Below are 21,013 nucleotides of genomic sequence, written 5' to 3' on the forward strand. Positions count from 1 at the left end.
TCACATGGGCTGGATTTATTCTTAAGCCCTAAACGCATTCTGTGCACTGGCTCTCTTCCCACTCCTGAATACTCACTCTTTCGTTCCATTATGAAACGCAACTAACACAGTGAAGTTTCATAATGGAACGTTTTCATTATCGATTCCCAGTCTATTTTTTGCGCTTATAGTAGTTCCAGTTTCATCAAATTGACCTTAAAAAATATTCATTCTTACGTTATCTCTTACGCTACAGGAGCAAGATATGCTGAAAGTCATTCAATCTCCGTCTAAATATATTCAAGGTGCCAATGCATTACAGTCCATTGGTGAATTTGCTAAGTTACTGGCTAATAACTATTTTATTATTGCTGATGATTTTGTGATGAAGCTAACGGCGGATGCTGTTGGCGCGAGTTTACAAGCCAATGAGTTGGAAAATCATTTCAGCCGCTTTAACGGCGAATGTTCACGGCAGGAAATTGAGCGCCTCACGGTTGAGCTGAAAAAACATCATTGCAACGGAGTGATTGGTATTGGGGGAGGGAAAACTCTCGATACAGCAAAAGCAATTGCTCACTATCAACATATTCCCGTCATTGTGGTGCCGACCATTGCTTCTACCGATGCGCCAACCAGTGCATTATCAGTGATTTATACCGAACAGGGCGAATTTGCTGAATATCTTATTTACCCCAAAAACCCAGACATCGTCCTGATGGATACCGCGATTATTGCAAAAGCGCCGGTGCGTTTACTGATTGCCGGTATGGGGGATGCGCTCTCGACTTATTTTGAAGCACAGGCCTGTTTTGATGCCAAAGCCACCAGCATGGCCGGGGGCGCGTCAACATTAGCCGCAGTCACTTTGGCCCGTTTATGCTACGAAACCCTACTGGCGGAGGGTTTCAAAGCCAAGCTGGCAGTAGAAGCGGGGGTGGTCACTGAGGCCGTGGAACGTATTGTCGAAGCCAATACTTACTTAAGTGGTATTGGTTTTGAAAGTAGTGGTTTGGCGGCGGCACATGCTATTCATAATGGTTTCACCGTCTTGGAAGAGTGCCACCATCTGTATCATGGCGAGAAAGTGGCCTTCGGTACTCTGACTCAACTGGTATTACAAAACAGCAGTATGGAAGAGATAGAAACGGTGCTTTCATTCTGCCAACAACTCGGTTTACCCATCACATTAGCCGAAATGGGGGTGTCACAGGATATTGAAAGTAAGATTCGCGCGGTTGCTGAGGCCAGTTGTGCCGAGGGTGAAACCATTCACAATATGCCGTTTGCCGTCACAGCAGATAGCGTTTATGCCGCTATTATTGTGGCTGACCGTTTAGGCCAGGCTTTCCTCAATTAAGTGGGCCGATAGGCAAGCTAACTGACCGAGTTCGCCGGTGTGATTCATCATCGGCAACTCAACTTCCCAGCATTCCCGCTCGCGGAGCATAAAATGAAAAAATTAATTAACAGCGTTGAGAGTGTATTACAGGAACAAATTCAGGGGTTGGTTGCGGCCCATCCTGAGCTGGTATTGCATCAGGAACCTCTTTTTATCACTCGGATAGATGCCCCGGTGAGGGGCAAAGTGGCCTTGATGTCTGGCGGTGGCAGTGGTCATGAACCTATGCACTGCGGTTTTATCGGCGCAGGTATGCTGGATGGTGCTTGCCCTGGTGAGATTTTCACCTCGCCGACCCCCGATCAAATGTATGAATGCGGCCAAGCCATTGATGGCGGGCAGGGCGTACTGATGCTAATCAAGAATTACACTGGCGATATTCTTAATTTTGAAACGGCGGCAGAGCTGTTACATGCCGAGGGAACCGCAGTTGGCACAGTAGTCATTGATGATGATGTGGCCGTCAAAGATAGCCTGTATACCGCCGGCCGGCGAGGGGTGGCCAATACGGTCATTATTGAAAAGTTACTCGGGGCTGCTGCGGTTCGTGGTGATTCATTGGATGAATGCGTGGCGCTCGGCCAAAAAATCAATAATCAGGGGCACTCTATCGGCATTGCTCTCGCCGCTTGTACTGTACCTGCGGCGGGTAAACCGTCCTTTACATTAGCTGAAAATGAGATGGAATTTGGGGTGGGCATCCATGGCGAACCCGGCATTGAACGGCGGCCATTTACCTCGTTGAATGACACCGTGGACGCCATGTTCCAAACCCTGATTGAACATGGTAGCTACCAGCGCACATTGCGCCATTGGGACAGACAAGCAGAGGATTGGCGTGAGACGCGCCAAAGCAAGCAGCCACTGGCGAAAGGTGATCGAGTCATTGCTCTGGTCAATAATTTGGGGGCGACGCCGCTATCAGAGCTTTATGGTGTCTGGCACCGTCTGGCTGCCTGTTGTGCCGATTTTGGTTTGACCATTGAGCGCAAACTGATTGGCTCTTATTGCACCTCATTGGATATGCAGGGCATGTCTATTACGTTGTTGAAGGTGGACGATGAGCTACTGTCTCTATGGGATGCACCAGTGAATACCCCGGCCCTTCGCTGGGGCTGCTGATGCCCGGTGAATTTGACATTGCAGGGCCGTGGTACCAGAAATTTATTAGCAAACAACATTTATTAGCAAACAATAATGTGCCAGGAGAAAGTCATGGGACTTACCAAACAACAGATTGTCAGTTGGTTGCAACTTTGTGCTGAGGTTTTCAGTGAACAACGGGATTTTCTGACACAGCTGGATACTGAAATCGGCGATGGTGACCACGGCCTGAATATGAATCGTGGTTTTAATAAAGTGGTCGAAAAATTACCCTCCTTTGCTGATAAAGATATTGGTTTCATTCTGAAAAATACCGGTATGACCCTGCTTTCAAGTGTTGGCGGCGCGAGTGGCCCTCTGTTCGGCACTTTCTTTATTCGCGCAGCACAAAGTACCAACGCCAAGCAGAGCCTGGATTTGCCCGCAGTCTGCCAGATGTTTAAAGATGGTGTTGAAGGGGTGGTGATGCGCGGCAAAGCTGAGCCGGGTGATAAAACCATGTGTGATGTTTGGTGGGCGGTGGTGGCACAACTTGAACAGGCCAACCAGCAAGGGGTGCCGCTGGTGGATGCATTACAGCAAACTGTTGAACGCGCCCAGCTTGCATTGGCTGGGACTATCACCATGCAGGCGCGCAAAGGCCGTGCCAGTTATCTTGGCGAGCGAAGCATTGGCCATCAAGACCCGGGGGCGACATCCGTGATGTTGATGATGCAGGCGCTGTGGCAGGTTGCTAGCCACTAATGTGGTTCACAAGATTATCAGGAGGAAAGATGGTCAATCTCGTTGTAGTTTCTCATAGCGCGCTGCTGGCTCAGGGTGTGGCCGAACTGGCACAGCAAATGACACAAGGTGGTTGCCAGCTCGCGGTGGCCGCCGGTGTAGACGACCTGGATCATCCTATCGGCACGGATGCTATTAAAGTGATGGAAGCCATTGAATCGGTTTATTCTCCATCAGGTGTATTGGTGCTGATGGATTTAGGCAGCGCATTACTCAGTGCTGAAACCGCACTGGAGTTATTAGACCCCGAGAGGGTGAAAAACGTGCAGCTTTGCGCCGCTCCACTGGTCGAGGGGACTCTGGCTGCGGTGGTTGCGGCCTCATCCGGGGCATCCTTGGACGAGGTGTGTGCTGAAGCAATGGGGGCGATGGCGGCTAAAGCGGCACAGTTAGGTGAAAGTGTCAGCCCGCCCGCCAGGAGTGATGAAATGGCCAAGGCGGCCCCTGATGCACAGAGTGTGAGTTGGGTGGTGCGTAATCCTAATGGATTACATGTCCGCCCTGCGGCTAAATTAGTCGAAGTATTAGCGCCGTTTGCCGCAGATTTACTGCTGGAAAAAAATGGTCAATGTGTTAATCCCCGTAGCCTGAATCAGCTCGCCATTTTGCAAGTACGTAAAGGCGATACCATTCGTTTACTGGCCAGCGGCGAGCAAGCAGGCGAGGCACTGGATGCTTTTATGCAACTGGCCCATCAGCACTTTGGCGAATCTGTCACCACTGCCAGTGATAGTGGATTCACCGGCATAATGGTTCCTCGCCGGACGATTACCGCGCCCATACTTCAATGGTTACCCGCCATTCCGGTCTTTTTACCGCGCACCATTAATGCTGAGAATATTGCTAACGAACAATTGCGTTTACATCAGGCTTTAGCGCACACCCTGGCTGACCTCCAGCAGCTGGCACGGCAGGCGGAACAGCAGATTGGTGCTCAGGCGGCCGATATTTTTACTGCACATGCCATGCTAATTGATGATGAAGAGCTTTACAGATCAATGGATAAACGGATAGAACAGCAACAGATTTGTGCGGAATCGGCATTACAGGATGAGTTAATGGCCATGGTGGCGGACTATCAGGCACTGAATGATGACTATCTGCGTGTTCGTGAGCTGGACATTCGAGATATTCTTAATCGCAGTTTAGGTCATTTGACGGGATTGCCGCCAGTGGCGATTTCAGTCGACAGCGAGATTTTATTATTGGCTGAGGAGTTATTCCCATCGCAAATGATTGGTCTGAATCACCAGCAAGTAAAAGGTATCTGTTTAAGTCACGGGCATATTCTTTCTCACAGTGCAATTCTGGCCACAGAATTGGATATTCCGATGTTAGTGGGGGCGACAGGTTGCCTTGAGGCCAGTCGTAATGGTCAAACAGCGTTATTGGATACCGCAACTGGAGCACTCAAACTCCAGTAAACGGTTTCGTCTCCCATCTCTATCATCATTGAGATAGCGGCCTCAATTCAGGGCCGCTATCTGAGGAATTAAGCAACTCAGTGGCGTCAGAATTTGGTTTTTCCAGTTATAGCGATCTGCTATTAATGCAGCACTTGCTTGCCTAATTTTATCTATTTCAAACTCAGTTAATTGGCAAACATGACGTATAACTTCCGCTAAATTTGCCGCATCACCCGGAATATGCACGAACCCATCAACACCCTCTTCAACTTGTTCACGCAGGCCACCAGAGTCGGCCACAATTAATAAAGCTCCCTGCTTTCTTGCTAACCAGCGTGATTCCATAGGAATAAGTCCATTCGGTTCATTTTCAGCAGACAGAATACATGCACGCGTATTACGCCACTGGATCAGACAAGCCATCAGTTCGCGATCAAACGAATTTATAATTGACGTATTTACATCAAGCTGGCTGGCTAATGCGGATAATTCTGGCAAGACAGGGTCACTCACGATAACGGTATGTATATCATCGCCCAGATAACTCGCCGCTTTAAGCAACAAATCATAGCGCTTATAATATACTCCTCGCCCAAGAGTGACTGCCAGTGGGGAGTCGAGTGATATTCCATAAGCAGATAGCGTGTTGCAGATCTCTTGCTCACTGCGTATCCGATACCACGGGTCACTGATATTTATCCCGGCGGGAACCGGTATAAATGTTTGTGGGTCAGCGCCATATTCTGAAACTAAGTGATCCGCCAGAAAATCGCTGATAGTGCCGAGCTTGATATTAGAATCAATCTTCGCCCATTGAATGGGTAATGATTCTGCCATCAGCCGTTCAGGATTGGGTAATGGCATTTCATGATTAAATGCGGTGCCGTGGGAGACATAGATAATCTTTAGATTCACCTCTTCGACTGCGGCATGTAAGCTGGCAATTAAAGGTGTAAATGAGAATGGCAGTTCATGACAGAATGCTAAAGTAATATCGTAATTCTCACTGATATCAATAATTTTGGCAGCAGCTGCAGCTGAGGATATCTTCCAGTTTTGTAAGTCACCAAGGAAAGCATCGCCGTAAGGCCATAAACATCCGACCCCATTACCCAAGGTCATATTTGGCACCGTTGAGAATGTTCCCCCCATCTGATTAATTCTTTCTATATAATAATTACGACAATCTGCATCAAAGAATGAATTATATTTGTTGTATGCAATTTCAATAAAATGAGGTTCTAACCTTATATCATACACAGCCAGTGAATCAATCACTTCAGGTAGAGCCTGAATTTGCCCTCTGATATAAGAGCCAACCCCACCAACAAAGATTTGAATACCTTCTGTGGATAGATGAATAATACCTATTTTTAGATTGTTTTTTTTATAGATTGGAAATATGTTTCCTTGCATATAAAACCTCGAAATTTAAACGAGAAATATGATTTATAGGTATATAAATTAGTTAACAGGTTATTTTCTTCTTCGATACTCTGTAGTTATTGATAAATAACAGATCCAAGCCACAGCTTAAAAATAGATTAATTGCATCCTTGGGGGTCTCGACTATTGGCATGCCTTTAATATTCAATGAGGTATTCAGTAATATAGGTATTTTAGTCTCATCAAAAAAAGCGGTTATCAATTTATGGAATTTTCTATTGATATCTTCTTTAACCGTCTGGACTCGAGCAGTTCCATCAACATGGACAATTGAGGGAAGATCAGTATGGTATTGCTCTTTTACATAAGCAATAAATAGCATGTAGTCACTATCATGATTTAAATGGAAATAGTCATGTACTTTTTCATGTAAAACAGCGGGGGCAAAAGGTCGGAAATCCTCCCGAAACTTCACATTGGCATTAATGTGATCTTTCATTTGTGAACTGCGGGGGTCGGCCAAGATACTTCTATTTCCTAAGGCACGTGGCCCGAACTCAGACTCCCCTTGGAACCAGGCAATAACATGACCAGAGGCAATGGCTACCGCAGCCATAGTTTCAATATCTTCACAGTAAGCATATTCAATCTTATCCGCTTGTTTTTCAAGCTCGGCTGTCACGCTAATATCATTATAGTTTTTGCCAAAATAAGTTGCACCTGAATGCTTAATTCGCTCTTTTTTGAGGACTTCCAACCAGCCATAATAACAACATCCGATAGAAAGCCCATTATCGCCTGCTGCTGGTTGAATATATAGATTATCAAACTCACATCTATTAATGAGTTTTTCATTTGCTGTAGCATTTAATGCGACCCCGCCGGCATAAGCAAAGTTTTTCATAGGATGAAGTTGATAGTAATAGTTGAACAGATAGAATAAGGCTTCTTCAAGTTGGGTTTGTGCCCAATAAGCCAGATCTGCATAATATTGGAAGTTATCGTTAAAATGTGTTGGGTGAGTATTTAGTAATGGGTCAATATTTTCCCACCAATCATTACGTAATATCACTTTCCCAGCACTGAAAAAGAAAGGTTGCCAATTAATAATATTCGCTCTGCCGTAGGGAGCTAACCCCATTAATTTACCTGCACAGTCGAGTTCACCGAAAATATACAGTGCTATTCCTTCATAAAACTCGCCAATAGAATTTTCTATTTCCCATGTTGACGCAGGATAAATTTTTCTATCTTTCCGGTTCACCCAACGGGAAAAGTCTTTAAAGATGGGCATCATTTTACCACTTTGATAAATATAGTAGCTACAGGTTTCCCAGTATCGGTAGCGATTATTAAGATGAATAGTATCTGCGCCAGAGATATGGGTAATAATGTCATTGCAACTATCTGCACTGCCACCATGCCCATCAATAACGACCACCCCCATATCGTCAAAAGGTGATGTACCAATGGCACTATAAGCATGAGCTAGGTGATGAGAAAGTGTGACAATAGGCACCATTGGCGGCAAAACGCGATTCTTCCGATATTCTAATTGCTCGCTAAAAAGTGGGTTATGAGAGCTTTGCTCCACAATTAATGTGAGATCATTATATTTAATACCTGCAGCATCTAAGCAGTATTGAATTGTATCATTATCATTAAAGCCATCATGCTTTATTCTGGATATTCTTTCTTTCTCGATTGCGAATATAATTTCGCCGTCTTTCATTAAGCAGGTTGAACCATCGTGAGATAGAGCCGTGCCAAGAATGTAAATTGGTTTTTGCATAACTAATATCCTTATTAATTTATAGTATTGTCAGCTAAGTAAATAGGCGAGTCTGCGGGATAGTGCGAGTGTCGTTAATGATGGGTTGGCAGCACCTGGCCGTGGAAATGTACTGGGGCCGACAGCAAATAGATTACTGATGTGATTAAACTCATGATTGTCATTTAATATCGTCCCGAGGGGCAGAGTGCTACTTTCATGATTCTCTGTCCCCAGAGGACTAATCCAGGTTGTTGGTACATTATAATTGACAATTCTGGAAGGGGAGCGAAATTGATGGTGGACATCTCCCATGGTGCGGGCATGAATCATAAATCCTGTCTCAAAATCTAGAGGCTCAAAGGGTATTTTTTTATTTTCACACACTTCGCGCCAAAATATATTTAATTCATCTTTTTCTTTTTGTATTAGTATATTATCGTCATTTCCAAAGTCACATGAAATGGATAATGGTACAATATCATCATCTATTTTTATGTTAATACATCCATGAGTGGAAGGGATTTGTTCACCCATCGTCCATACCTCTAATTCAATACCAAAGTTGGATCTACTGATTGTAAAAAATAAATTAAATCTTTCTCCAGACATGCTGGGGCTGAAAAATATAGTATCGGGATAGCGGTCAATTAGCGCCTCAATTTTAGCCGGATTTTTATTATGCTCAAATGTGACATTAAATCCTTGCACAATATGATCAACAAGACCTGTTATTTTTTTCTTTGTAAAATCGCCTGAATCATAGAGGGCTTGAGCGGCTAAACGTGAGTTTTCAATAGTGCCTAAGGCAAGTACGCATTTATCGGCTAACACGTGATGTATTTTATTTGATGCAATTTCTCTTAATTTTGCACCAATGCATTTCCCATTTTTAATAATAAGCGCGACTGCTTCATATCCGGGGATAATGAGGGGGCTGTTCCTGAGTTTGTTATCCTCTTTCCAATAAGATAGGGGTGAATAAGCTTCCCAACGACCAGATTCTCCATGTATTTTGGTCGCTTGGGGGGTAACATTAAATTCAAAATGAGTGAATTTGAAAGAATAGTCAGCATTATCTTTTTTTTCAGCCCAGGCTAATATTTCCGATTGTACTTGACTATAAAGAGATGGGCCTCCTAACCAGCTCTCTGTAAGGTCACTGACAATCTTTGGCGGCCAATACTTGAGAATTTCGGCCTCTATTGGCAAGATAACACCATGCCAGTAGAGTGAGCGGCCACCGACTCTTCGCCGTAAACAGGTTCCTTTTGAGAAATGAGGCTCACTTAAAGATAGCCATGAGCGGTAAGCATATTTATCAGATTCTTCATTTTTCCAAAGTTCATTGGCTTGCTGATATTCTTCTCCAGCATTAATGTGATTGCAATCATCCGCGGGCCCTGCCTCTATAACAACTATGTTTTCCACTTCTCTATTATTTAAATGTTTAGCTAACTCTAATCCTGACATTCCTCCACCTAATATCAGAATATTGATTTTGTCAGGGATCTCTGCCACCTTTTTTGGGGTCGTCTCTATGATATTCATGATGTATCCTTCTAAAGAAGAAAGTTTATTTGAAAACTAATGGATTTAAATTAGAATTGGATAACTCACCTCGTAATTTATGTATAAATTCATGCCATGGTTTTTCGGGGAATTTTGATTGAACCAGCAGTTTATTACTGGCTAGCTGCATCTTAATATCTACTTCACCCGCAGCCTGTTTACGCATCCATTCAAATAATTGCTGTGCCGCATTCTCAGGCGCATTGGGATTCACTTTTATATGATGATATTCGCAGCCATAAAATTCAGTGAAAGCAGTATATTCAGTGACGGCGCAAGGAATGCCTGCGATAGCTGCGAGGGCGGGGCCCAAACCGACACTTTCAACATTTTCGACATTGGGGGTGAATAAAACAGCCCCGGATAAAGCATGACATATGATAAGCAAGTCAATCTCATCTAAATACCAACGATTATCTTTACTCTTATAAGTTTGAAGCGGAACCTCATCTAAAAATATAATATCATCATCGAGATGCAAAGCATTAACTTGCATTTTTAGACAAAGTGCATACTCAGAGTCTTCATTCATATTGCCAAATATAAATAACTTAGGTGTGCATAACCCTTTATTTTTATAAATATTAAGCAGAGAGCTAAAAACATCAATTGATATTTCGATACCTTTGACTCTAAATACCCTAACAGGAACAATAATTATGGGCGAACCTACGGCTATATTATGTTGATTTAAAAATTCACTATGAATCTCATTAAATCCAAATTTATCTATAGAAGGTAATATATTGGGAATGACATCGACCGCCAGTTCTGTTGGGTAGTATCTGCATTCATTGGCCAGAGCCTCTGAGGCAACTATCCATTTAGTATAGTTATTATTTTGTGGTATCGGAGTCAATGCATTGGGAGTTTGTGGGTATAGCCTTTCTGTATGCTCATAAATACTATAGCTACCAAAAAGATCATGCTCCCAGAAAATTACACCGCCATAGTTTTTTTTCGCCCAATACTCTTTTGCAGCATGATGGATAGCCAGGTTTACCGGAACAGCATCGGAAAGTGTCATGTTTAAGCAGAATAACCAGTCAATTTCGTTATCCTCAAGCCAATTGATAAAGTAACTTTTATAGTGTTCAGAAATTGCATGTATCTTTTTTTTAATATCGGTTGTTTCCGACACTGTTAAATATTCATATTTAGCAATGTTACTCCTTAACTGCGTAAATTCATTGCCGAAATCTTCTTCACACATTGAATACTGATGAATAGAACTCACTTTCATCCATGTCGGATAGTATGAACCTTGGCTCCCGTGAGGGAAGAATTTTATTTTATCTGGCCGCCAGGAAAATCCCAGATCAGTAGGGATTTCATGAATTATAATATTACTTTCTATGGCTATTTTAGCTACATTTCTAAATATAGTTAATAGACCACTGGTTGGGAGACCATCTCCTGATATAATCGCCCACTTCATTTTCTTCATTATTTATCTCCTGATATTAACTGCTTAGTCGAGTTGATTTTATGGATAGAATATTAATTAAGAAAAAGATTAATATGCAACTGATTAATATGGCTATAAAAGCAGTCCTCAGAGAGGTGAAATCTGCTAGTACGCCGATTAAAGGGGGGAAGACCAGTAAACCAATTCTTGACATCCAAGTGGCAAAAGTAACTCCGCTGGTCGCATTTATATTGGGCAATTGACCAATAAATGATATCGTTAATGGGAATACTACTGATATGCCTAAACCAATGAGAGAAAAACCTAATATTGTAAAAAAAGATGAGTTAATGGTTATTATTAATGCTACGCCAGATATCGATAATAATATTCCATATTTTAATGTCTGTATCTTCCCCCAGTTGTTGGTGAAATAATCACCAAATATACGCCCAATAACCATGCATATTTGGCATGCGAGATAAGGCAAGCCAGAAATGACGGAAGAGACGTTATAAATATCTTTCATATATATTGCTCCCCAGATGCTTGCGGTTTCTTCTATATTGCATGTAAATACTAGAATTATTAAAGATATAATGTAGAGTTTGGTTTCTAGTAACATTTTTTTCCGTTCTTTATGCGATTTTATATTTAAGTAATTATAGCTAGTTGCAGATGCTTTTTTAAATAGCACCATATATATGGTGAACATTGTTAAATTTATCATTAATAATATTAGGTTGAATTGCTCCATTGAAAAACCGAAGCCAATTGCCATTACAGCAATAAACCCTCCCCATATTGTCCCGATACTCCCGGCACCATGAACTCTATTAATTAAACTCTGTCCATATGTTCTTTGTATATTCAGGGCCTGAACATTGATGCATGTATCGCCCCAAGAATCAAAAATACCAAACAGAAAAAGTAATAATGTTATTTCATACCATGATGATGAAAATGCAACGGTTGATATTGCAATGACTAATAATAAAAATGTTATATTTGTTGCCCAATACAGCCCTATAAAATTGATAAACTTTTTCGATAGTAAACCAAAAATTATCGATCCAGCTGGAATAGCCGATACCATTATTCCAACCATATAGTTGCTGAGATTAAACTTTTCTTTTAAATCTGGAATCCAGGGAACCAAGCTTGCATAGGTTACGCCATGAATAAAAAAGAGTATCGATAATATGATACTTTGTTTTTCTTGTCTTTTTCTTATCATCATTACATTAGCTTCATAGGAGGTTACATTCACGATATATAATTGAAATCAAATCCTAATATATTTCTATATCCCATTTTTATTGATGGGTCCTTTAATTTTATAGGTGTGACTTGATGCCAAATCGTCGAATTTTTATCGATATGAAATAATCCCTCGCCACACTCTAGTGTATGGGATTTGATGAGCATATCTTTTTCAGCACAATAGAGTTTACTTACACCTCCTTCAATATTATATTTATCAATGACTAATGCGGAAACAATATAATTACTCCCATCCTGATGTAACCCTTCCGGCGAATTAGAAACTGAGTGTGTTGTATTATCGATAATTAAAGATACTTGATGGCAAGTGACTTCAATTTTTTTTATACCTCTCTGCGGTTCGCATTCACATAACATTTCGATGAATTTTTTAATCAGTATCTTCAATGTCGGAGAATGAACTGTGGTTTTATCCATTGGTGGAAATCGGCGTATTAATTGTCTTAAATCTAATTGATGATCAGCATGTTGAGTAAAGCGAGTTAATGAAGGAAGATTAATATGGTTAACTTCCCATTTATTATCAATATATTCAACAATAAATTGACTAATACCCCTTTTTCTAAAAGGTTTATACGCGTAAAAAGTTTTTTTATCTGGCATGGATAATGCGGATATAAGGGCTTGAATATTTTCGGGAACCAAACTTTCATCAAGATAGTGTTGAGCTTCCTGTAGAATTATTTTTCTATGTGCAGAATATTTACTGATGAGGAATCTTAATTGGGATAATTTTATATCATTAGTGTCCCAAGCTAATTTATTAAATGATAATTCATCTTTAATTGATTTTATATTTACATCAAATTCATTTATATTGAACTGAATGATTTTATATTTAATTCCCATAATAAAATTATCCTATCCCACTAGGTTTCATTGATAAGTTATATTAATGTTAACAAGCAATAAAAAAAATATATATATTAATTAAGTTATTCTATAATGGTGAGTCTGATTTTTTATTTCGATATTTTTATATCTCAAAGAACTCTTTTCAGCAAGCTTTTATAAATATGCGTCAATATATATATTGATCAAATTATATGTTATTGTTTTTTATTGCTTGCTTTATGAAGACATATTTAACCCGTAAAGCTTATATGTAACAGGTTTTTTTACTCATCTCGTTAATTGAAATGAAATCTAATTTATACCAATTAAGTTAAGAAAATAAAAAATTGTTTTTATGATTTTAATCATAATGTCAAAAGTGTGATCCAAGTTATTGGAGCGATGTTTCAATTTGTGTATTATGCTTTTATAAAAATCTAACTTTTACTTTATTAATAATAACGCAACGTGAGTTTAATCTGGCGAATATCAGTCACTAAGGATCACGAAATGCCAATTCATTTTCTGGGTAAAACATTATTGTCAGGATTGATGTCGTTTGCTGCATTGGGGGCTGCGCATGCCGCTCAATATAATGCGGTGGTTTCCACCACTCCTCAGGGGAGCGAATTTTCTTCGATTAATATGGCATTGAAATCAGCACCTATGGATGATTCTCCTTTTATTATCTTCCTCAAGAATGGGGTTTATACCGAGAGACTTGAGGTGACCCGCAATAATGTCACGCTAAAAGGGGAGACCCGTGATGGTACGGTAATCGCTGCCAATACTGCTGCTGGAATGCTCAATCCACAAGGCGAGAAATGGGGGACTTCGGGCAGTAGCACCGTACTGGTTAATGCGCCAAACTTTACAGCGGAAGATCTTACCATTCGAAATGATTTTGATTTTCCGGCCAATAAAAAGAAAGCAGATAGTGACCCTACAAAATTAAAAGATCTCCAAGCGGTGGCATTATTGTTAGCCGAAAATAGTGATAAAGCGCGTTTTAAAAAAGTGAAACTTCAGGGCTACCAAGACACACTTTATAGTAAGACGGGTAGCCGGAGTTATTTCACTGATTGTGAAATCAGTGGTCATATTGATTTTATTTTTGGCTCCGGTGTCATGGTTTTTGATCATTGCGATATTGTTGCGCGTGACCGCAGTGATATTGAGCCGCCATATGGTTATATCACCGCTCCGAGCACCTTAACCACATCACCTTATGGTCTGATATTTATTAACAGCCGGCTGACTAAAGAGCCCGGAGTTCCTGCTAAAAGTTTTGCTTTGGGGCGGCCATGGCACCCGACGACCACTTTTGACGATGGCCGTTATGCTGATCCGGCCGCGATTGGTCAGGCCGTATTTATCAATACGACGATGGATGACCATATTTACGGTTGGGATAAAATGTCAGGTAAAGATAAGCAAGGCGAGAAAATCTGGTTCTATCCGCAAGATTCACGTTTTTTTGAGGCGAATAGCAAAGGAGTAGGGGCCGAAATGAATGAGGGACGTCGCCAGTTATCTGCTGAGCAGCTTAAGGCATTCACATTGCCAATGATATTCCCTGACTGGGCAGTTGATTGATATTAAATCGGCAGCGATTCGCCCCCCTTAAATTGGTGGATATCCAGCCGATGGAGTTTCACTTTTCGCCATAATGTGGTGCGGCCGATCCCCAATAAGGCCGCCATTTCATTCAATTGACCTTGGCATACTAACGCGGCGCGGATAATAGCCTGTCTTTCTAATTCTTGCAGTGATAAGACCGGCTGGGGTTGGGGCATATCCGGCTCCAATAGCAATTTTTCGCCGAGCAGATGCTCGGGTAAGTCATTGAGATTTATTCGGTTGTTGCGACAGGCCATGGCGGCCCTTTCCACCACACTTTTCAGTTCCTGATCATTTCCGGGCCAAGGATATTGGCATAGCTGGCGAATGACACTTTCGTCCGGCTGATATTGGCAGTGAAAATGCTGCCCCAGACTGGCTAGCGTGTGCTGAACCAGGAGTGGGATATCTTGCTGACGTTGGCGCAAAGGGGGGATATGGAGCTCAAAAGATTGCAGGGTATAGAACAGTTGACGCCGAAAGCGGCCTTGTTTGACAAGCAAGGGCAGGTCAGCGCCGGTGGCCGTAATTATCCGAACATCGACCGGAATGACTCGATTGGAGTTCACCCGCATCACCATGCCGGTTTTAACAATTTGTAGCAGCGCTGATTGCATTTCTGGCGACAAATATTCGACTTGTTCCAGATATAAAGTGCCGCCGTTGGCTAACTCAAACTTGCTCGGCTGCCCTGATTCACCTTCACTGGCATCACTGCCAAGGAACTCCCGCGCCATCAGATTTTGTGGTAATGCCTGACAATTCAATACGATGTAAGGGCCGGATGCGCGATTACTGGCATTGTGAATGGCTTGCCCTAATTGCTGCTTACCCACCCCTTCTTCGCCATGCAGTAAAATGGGGTGGCGGCCTTTAGCGGCCTGTTTGCCGTAACGAATTAAGCGCCGCATTTCCAGTGATGCGACCGGCATATCATCAAATGTATAACTGGCTCGCCCTAATTGGCTATGAAGCATTTGCCTCAGTAATTCTTGCGGATGCAGCAGTGCAATAAAACCGCAGCGGTCACCATCGGGAATGGGTTTGAGGGTCAGCAAGGCAGGAATAAATTGTTGCTGATTCTCGAAGGTCACCTCCACATGGCTGAGCGGAGTTCGGTGCAAAATAGCCTGGCTCAGCAAGGCCGGGAGGGTGAGTAAATCAGTGACCGGCTTGCCAAGGCTATTCGTTTCATTGAGTTGCAAAATGGCGGCTGCCCGGCGGTTAAGGTACAGCAAACAACCCCGCTGATCCCACGCCATTACGCCGTCTTCAACCCCATCTAGCAGGGCATTGAGTTCATTCAGATGGCGGTTAGTTTCTGCCAAGAGGGTATCGGCGTGGAGGTAATTACCAATTTCTCGGGCAATTGCTAATGTCAGTGGCAGGTCACTGGCGGCGTTATCAAGTAGCAAACAGCCCAAAACAATGACGGCCCGCTGGCGGCCACTGTTGTCATACACCGGGGTGGCACAAAAATGCCACGGATGCAGGGCCTGTTTGAAATGTTGCTGGCCACTGACCTGTATCGGGTGCCCTTCGGCGATGGCCAGTGCCGGGGCATTGGTGCCAATCAATCCCTCGGCCCAATAACTGCCGCAATCAATCCCCAACTCGCGAAGCTGGCCCATGGTCTGCGGATGGCCGCATTGCCACAAAGTGCAGCCACTTTCATCAAGAATTAACAGGACGCAATGGCGCGCCTCCATATATTCATAAGCATCTTCCAATGCCGCCTGGCCGAGCACCAGTAAGTCATTTTTCCGCTGACAAATTGACTGGAAAGTGGCCCCTACCGCGCGGTGTGGTACCCGCCATTGCTGGGCTTGCATCAGTTTTTGGCAGCGCCGCCACGACCCCACTAGCGCTGGCGTGGTGACCGGTTCAGTGCTGTTCATTGAGCGCCTTGGAACCCGGATGCCGCCAATGGATTTGGCCCGGCAGAATGAGCTTATTTTGTGCCAAAGGTGTTTCAGCAATCAGGGCGGTTATCATCTCGAAACTATGGCGAGCCAGCCCTTGGCAATCCTGGGCGATGCTATCTATTTTTAATGGCAAACAATCAAACAGATAGTGGTCATCAAAGCTGCAAAGATGAATATCACTGCCCATTAACTGATGCTGATTAAGATAGCGCAGCACCCCCTCCAGCAGGCCACAGGCCGCGGTAAATACCGCTTTGGGCGGGCGGCCCAATTGGGCGCACAACTGGGCAATCATTTCATAGCCGGAGCTGGGTAAATAATGGCCGTTGAGGATCCATTCCGGGCGGCATTCGATACCTGCTTGTTTCAGCCCTTGCTGGAAGCCGGCTAAACGGTCTCTGGTCGGCGAGATCCGCGGCTGGCCGCCGAGAAAGTAAAACTCTTGCGGATGTTGGCGCGCCACGTTTTCGACCAATGTCGTGGTAGAGGAGAGAGAGTCGGTGATAACCAACGGCAGCTCTGACTCACCCATCAAGCGGTCCATCTGCACCACCGGCAGGCGGCCATTAATTTTTTGATATTCGCCGTCATTGAGTTGGCTGGAGGCCACAATCAGGCCATCAACTTGGCGCTGTACCAAGCTGTTGACGGCCATTATTTCTTGGCTAGGGTTTTCGTCGGTACAGGCGATAAGCAGCTGTAATCCTGCTTCACGACACAACATTTCCAGCTCACGCGAAATAAGCGCAAAGCCGTAGTTAGTCATCTCTGGCACCACCAACCCGATGGTGTGGCTGCGCGGTGAGCGCAGAGCGCGGGCGTGAAAACTTGGCTGGTAGTTATGTTCGCCGGCCAGAGCAATAATGCGATCCCGCGTTTCGTCCGAAACACGATATTCCTTGCTACGTCCATTGAGCACCAGACTGGCGGTCGACTTCGACACCCCAGCCAGTTTGGCAATATCGTTGATGGTAATGCGTTTATTGTTTTTCACAGATTAATGTTTTCACCGAGTGAATCTGTCGCCCTGAAAGATAACTCATTCTAACATGGGCGAAGACAACAGCCAGTGTTGCCCCCAAATAGGTATTGCCGGCAAACTCTTGGGCGGCGGAGCTGAATATGTCCAGCATGCTAAACCGGGCGTTTTGCCACTTGAACGGTTTTTTCTTCTGCCTGAAGGGGGCAGTCTGTCAGGATTAGCAAAACATTTTGCTAACCCGATTCAGCTATTGTGAGCTGCACTGCAAATTGAGGATTAGTGGCCGCGTTGTAGAAAATCTGCTAATTCCTGGGCATTAGGTAAGGCCGTCATGGCCCCTTTAGCACTGGTGGCAAGCGCACCACATGCTTGTGCTTGTGCAATAACCGCACTTAAATCTTGGCATTGATACCAATCGGGTTGCTGCGATAATCCTGCGAGTAGCCCGGCAACAAATGCATCGCCAGCCCCCGTGGTGTCTACTGGGGTGATTTTCCAACTGGCATATTTTTTCATCTCTCGGCGGTTATGCACCCAAACCCCCTCTGCCCCCAATGTGACCAAGAGTAATTGGCAACCATAATCCGCCATAAAGTGTTCCATGGCAGTGGTAATAGCTTGATTCGGGAAGATAAAATCTAGCTCTTCGCGTGACAGTTTTACCACATCCGCTAACTGCAAAGCTTGCTGCAGAAAGCGGCCAAAGCTGTCTTGCCCAACCCGGCCAATAAATGCACTTTCCCCCTCCAATCTAGCAATACCTACCGCAACATTGGCCGGGGCTCCCCCCGGGAACTTAAGGTAACTATTTGAATTTTAAGGGACAAAATCAATTACAGCATCACCTAAAACCCAAACGGTATTCTCCATGGTAAACCCCTATTTTCTGCAATTCCAGTTGTTGCTAAAAGTAGAAGAATCGGTTTAGCAAAGCAACAAAATAATTTGTTATCCAATAAAAATCGCGAATGACGGAGTTAAAAAAGAATTTATCACCCCACCGCAGACAATGATTCAACGTCTGAAAGATATTGATTATCATTATTCTTATTCTGTTATTCGCATAATATTCCGGGTTTGTTTTGGCCGAGGGAGTCACTTTTGACGAAAGATAGGTGGGTATTGAGGTTGAGATAATAGAGCCAGTTATCATTTAAAAACTAATTTTTATGAATAGAGAAATTAGAATGATTAGCTTAAATAGATGTTATCTGCCAATTGATAAACTAGTGATTACATTTTGTCTATGTAATGACATGGTTTAATAACAGAATAAAAGAGAAATATAATACCGCAGTATTCAACTCAACCATTTACAGAATAATTAATCATCGGGCACTTTATTTAATCATTTTATCAGAGGGATGATTCAACCTTTGATAAATTTTCTTCAGCAAATGCGACCTTATTGCGCCCATCTTTTTTAGCTCGATAAAGTGCATCATCCGCAGCTTTAAGTGAGGAGGCCAGATCATAGGATTGCAAGGGGGATATCCCGGCGCTGAGTGTGACGGTTGTGGACACTTTATGATTGAAAAAATGTGGAATATCAAGGCTTAAAACTCGCTGTCTTACCCGTTCAGCTAACTGGGTGGCATACTCTTCGCTCACATGTGTCAACAACACTAAAAACTCTTCACCACCATAGCGCACCACGATATCACGCGAACGGACAGCATCGCGAATTGCTGCCGCCACTCGCACTAATGCCTGGTCTCCCATGGTATGGCCGTAGTTATCGTTATAGGCCTTAAAATGGTCGATATCCAGTAGTAACACATAATGATTACCGGGGGATTGAGCGAGTAATGTCTCCAGTTTATTCTCTAACCCACGGCGGTTATATAAACTGGTGAGTGGGTCTATCATACTTAAATCACTGAATTTTTCTCTTTCATTATAAAGACGTGCAACAAGCTTACGAGTGAAGTTATCACTGCGGCGTAACATCAAATGATGCAAAGAGAAGCCAATCAGGGGCAGCATAATCGTGAAGATGATGCGGAAAATATTTTGGAAGTCATCCAAAAAAATAACAGTCAATGCCGAAGGGGCGGTATGCAAACAAAAAGCGAGAAAGTTATCCGATAGGGCAATGGTGCCAATAAAGAAAATCGTAAACAGACTGAGTAATAAGTAGTTATTTTCATTTGTTCCCAGATACTCAAATTTGAGAATGATTTGCCAGGCCCAAAGTGCGCCCATGATAATTGAAAATAAATTCAATTTATCGGCATAATTCTTCGAAATGAAAATCAAATATGCAGCTGCGCTTAGACTGATAACCGTGATCATAATGATAGGTAATGTCATGGCGGGTGTTTCAGGGGAGGGTAATATCATACTAAAAATAGCTGACGACGCATTAAGAAATAGAAAAAGCAGTAAAGAGAGCCGATGCTTACTTTTCAGAAGCTGATCGTAGGAATGGCTATTCATGTTCAATTCACTCTGCATAATGGCGTGCTGTCAGTAGAAAAATAAACAATACCCTCATGAAGCCCCTTTATTTGAGCATCATGATAAATAGTTATTTTAAGTGATTATTTTTGTTTGAAGCGTTCTAACATTGCTTTGGGAGTTTTCTTAGTCAAAATTACCATTTTTGTTTCAGCCTGTCATCATGATGTCGATCAACTAATCAATTTACTCCCCTAAATCTGATATATCGATGGTATCAATGGCTCAAGATCGCCTAAACCACAGGTTTTGTCATGACAAGTTGATGATGCAGACTCTGCTAGAGTGATATATGATATTGGTTATCATTATCACTTGAGTGAGCCTCATTATGATTACAGCCAGATTATCAGCTTACCGTTCATGGGGGATAAGTGCTTTATTGAGTCGTGGGATGTCCAGTGGCTGGGGGATGTTACTGCCGGTTGCTTTGCTCGTGGTATTGGATTGGGCTGATATCACAGTGGATCAGTTACGAGTGCTGATTATGGTCGCAATGCTGGCCACGGTGAGTATGCTCTATCATGTAAGGTTGCGCCACTTCCTGCTACTGCCATCTTGTCTGGCACTTTTAGCCGGTATAGCCGCGATATTGATGCACAATGGTATCCATTGACACAACAAAACTATTGAAGAAAGGATGGATTTGCAGCTGATATGAGAAATCATCGTGGTGCGAAGGGAGGGACTTGAACCCTCACGTCCGTAAGAACACTAACACCTGAAGCTAGCGCGTCTACCAATTCCGCCACCATCGCCCAAATGATTTCTTACTGTCTATTTTGCAGAGAATAAAACTTAGGATTTATATCACCAGCTTGGTGCGAAGGGAGGGACTTGAACCCTCACGTCCGTAAGAACACTAACACCTGAAGCTAGCGCGTCTACCAATTCCGCCACCATCGCATGTGCTGTGCAATATAAATCTTTACTGCTGAAGTTGTTGATTGAAAAAGAAATGTTTGGTGCGAAGGGAGGGACTTGAACCCTCACGTCCGTAAGAACACTAACACCTGAAGCTAGCGCGTCTACCAATTCCGCCACCATCGCGTACCGGAACATGACTTTTTGATACAACCACGGGGGCGAATTCTAGA

Annotated in this window: 16 protein-coding genes, 3 tRNA genes and 1 pseudogene; 6 read left to right on the forward strand and 14 right to left on the reverse strand. The window is 43.2% G+C overall.

Translation table 11 applies throughout. The features are described from left to right. Positions 1-244 precede the first annotated feature (244 nt). The 4 genes from D5F51_RS03035 to dhaM all read left to right on the forward strand — a co-directional run bounded on the left by D5F51_RS03035 (position 245) and on the right by dhaM (position 4,692). Positions 245-1,339, forward strand: coding sequence for a glycerol dehydrogenase (locus D5F51_RS03035; protein ID WP_025379615.1), 1,095 nt, complete (start codon positions 245-247; stop codon positions 1,337-1,339). 93 nt (positions 1,340-1,432) lie between these two features. Next, positions 1,433-2,503, forward strand: a complete 1,071-nt coding sequence (gene dhaK / locus D5F51_RS03040; protein ID WP_129195565.1) for a dihydroxyacetone kinase subunit DhaK — start codon at positions 1,433-1,435, stop codon at positions 2,501-2,503. Between the two features lie 93 nt (positions 2,504-2,596). Then, positions 2,597-3,229 (forward strand): dihydroxyacetone kinase subunit DhaL, encoded by a 633-nt coding sequence (dhaL, locus tag D5F51_RS03045; protein WP_129195566.1) that lies wholly within the window; start codon positions 2,597-2,599, stop codon positions 3,227-3,229. Between the two features lie 29 nt (positions 3,230-3,258). Beyond that, a complete protein-coding gene (gene dhaM / locus D5F51_RS03050) occupies positions 3,259-4,692 on the forward strand; it encodes a dihydroxyacetone kinase phosphoryl donor subunit DhaM (protein ID WP_025379612.1) in 1,434 nt (477 codons plus the stop codon). A gap of 42 nt (positions 4,693-4,734) precedes the next feature. Here the strand turns inward: dhaM and D5F51_RS03055 are convergent, their stop codons facing one another. The 6 genes from D5F51_RS03055 to D5F51_RS03080 are packed head-to-tail and all read right to left on the reverse strand — an operon-like array spanning position 4,735 to position 12,944. Continuing rightward, positions 4,735-6,090: a glycosyltransferase family 4 protein gene (locus D5F51_RS03055; protein ID WP_162301673.1), complete on the reverse strand. Its 1,356-nt coding sequence runs from the start codon at positions 6,088-6,090 to the stop codon at positions 4,735-4,737. A gap of 52 nt (positions 6,091-6,142) precedes the next feature. Then, positions 6,143-7,852 (reverse strand): carbamoyltransferase family protein, encoded by a 1,710-nt coding sequence (locus D5F51_RS03060; protein WP_129195567.1) that lies wholly within the window; start codon positions 7,850-7,852, stop codon positions 6,143-6,145. Positions 7,853-7,882: 30 nt separating this feature from the next. Further along, positions 7,883-9,382 carry a GMC family oxidoreductase gene (locus tag D5F51_RS03065; protein WP_129195568.1) on the reverse strand — a complete coding sequence of 500 codons (1,500 nt, stop codon included), beginning with the start codon at positions 9,380-9,382 and terminating at the stop codon, positions 7,883-7,885. Positions 9,383-9,407: 25 nt separating this feature from the next. Further along, positions 9,408-10,850: a glycosyltransferase family 4 protein gene (locus tag D5F51_RS03070; protein ID WP_129195569.1), complete on the reverse strand. Its 1,443-nt coding sequence runs from the start codon at positions 10,848-10,850 to the stop codon at positions 9,408-9,410. A gap of 16 nt (positions 10,851-10,866) precedes the next feature. Beyond that, positions 10,867-12,048: an MFS transporter gene (locus D5F51_RS03075; protein ID WP_129199150.1), complete on the reverse strand. Its 1,182-nt coding sequence runs from the start codon at positions 12,046-12,048 to the stop codon at positions 10,867-10,869. Positions 12,049-12,077: 29 nt separating this feature from the next. Then, positions 12,078-12,944, reverse strand: a complete 867-nt coding sequence (locus D5F51_RS03080; RefSeq protein ID WP_129195570.1) for a 2OG-Fe dioxygenase family protein — start codon at positions 12,942-12,944, stop codon at positions 12,078-12,080. Positions 12,945-13,439: 495 nt separating this feature from the next. Here D5F51_RS03080 and D5F51_RS03085 point away from each other — a divergent pair, with 495 nt between their 5' ends. Next, entirely contained in the window at positions 13,440-14,525 is a 1,086-nt protein-coding gene (locus D5F51_RS03085; protein WP_129195571.1) for a pectinesterase family protein, read from the forward strand. Between the two features lie 2 nt (positions 14,526-14,527). On the opposite strand, the gene dhaR is transcribed toward D5F51_RS03085, so the two are convergent. The 5 genes and pseudogenes from dhaR to D5F51_RS03105 form a co-directional block, all read right to left on the reverse strand. Then, positions 14,528-16,447, reverse strand: a complete 1,920-nt coding sequence (gene dhaR / locus D5F51_RS03090; RefSeq protein ID WP_025379607.1) for a dihydroxyacetone kinase operon transcriptional regulator DhaR — start codon at positions 16,445-16,447, stop codon at positions 14,528-14,530. Next, on the reverse strand, positions 16,434-17,468 hold the full coding sequence (locus tag D5F51_RS03095) for a LacI family DNA-binding transcriptional regulator (RefSeq protein WP_129195572.1): 1,035 nt from the start codon (positions 17,466-17,468) through the stop codon (positions 16,434-16,436). The genes dhaR and D5F51_RS03095 overlap by 14 nt, the downstream gene beginning before the upstream one ends. Further along, positions 17,455-17,607, reverse strand: a complete 153-nt coding sequence (locus D5F51_RS22455) for a hypothetical protein (RefSeq protein WP_162301675.1) — start codon at positions 17,605-17,607, stop codon at positions 17,455-17,457. Before D5F51_RS22455 ends, D5F51_RS03095 begins: the two co-directional genes overlap by 14 nt. 125 nt (positions 17,608-17,732) lie before the next feature. Beyond that, a pseudogene (locus D5F51_RS03100) lies at positions 17,733-18,326 on the reverse strand (PfkB family carbohydrate kinase). A 486-nt stretch (positions 18,327-18,812) separates the two neighbouring features. Then, a complete protein-coding gene (locus D5F51_RS03105) occupies positions 18,813-19,913 on the reverse strand; it encodes a GGDEF domain-containing protein (RefSeq protein WP_129195573.1) in 1,101 nt (366 codons plus the stop codon). 334 nt (positions 19,914-20,247) lie between these two features. On the opposite strand from D5F51_RS03105, the gene D5F51_RS03110 reads away from it, so the two are divergent. Further along, positions 20,248-20,532, forward strand: a complete 285-nt coding sequence (locus D5F51_RS03110; RefSeq protein ID WP_025379603.1) for a DUF1435 family protein — start codon at positions 20,248-20,250, stop codon at positions 20,530-20,532. 55 nt (positions 20,533-20,587) lie between these two features. On the opposite strand, the gene D5F51_RS03115 is transcribed toward D5F51_RS03110, so the two are convergent. The 3 genes from D5F51_RS03115 to D5F51_RS03125 all read right to left on the reverse strand — a co-directional run bounded on the left by D5F51_RS03115 (position 20,588) and on the right by D5F51_RS03125 (position 20,966). Beyond that, positions 20,588-20,674: transfer RNA gene (locus tag D5F51_RS03115), tRNA-Leu, on the reverse strand. A gap of 61 nt (positions 20,675-20,735) precedes the next feature. Beyond that, a tRNA-Leu gene (locus D5F51_RS03120) sits at positions 20,736-20,822 on the reverse strand. A gap of 57 nt (positions 20,823-20,879) precedes the next feature. Then, positions 20,880-20,966 (reverse strand) — tRNA-Leu (locus tag D5F51_RS03125). Positions 20,967-21,013 lie beyond the last annotated feature (47 nt).

The sequence above is a fragment of the Yersinia hibernica genome, assembly GCF_004124235.1.
In the GTDB taxonomy this organism is placed as follows: Bacteria; Pseudomonadota; Gammaproteobacteria; order Enterobacterales; family Enterobacteriaceae; genus Yersinia; species Yersinia hibernica.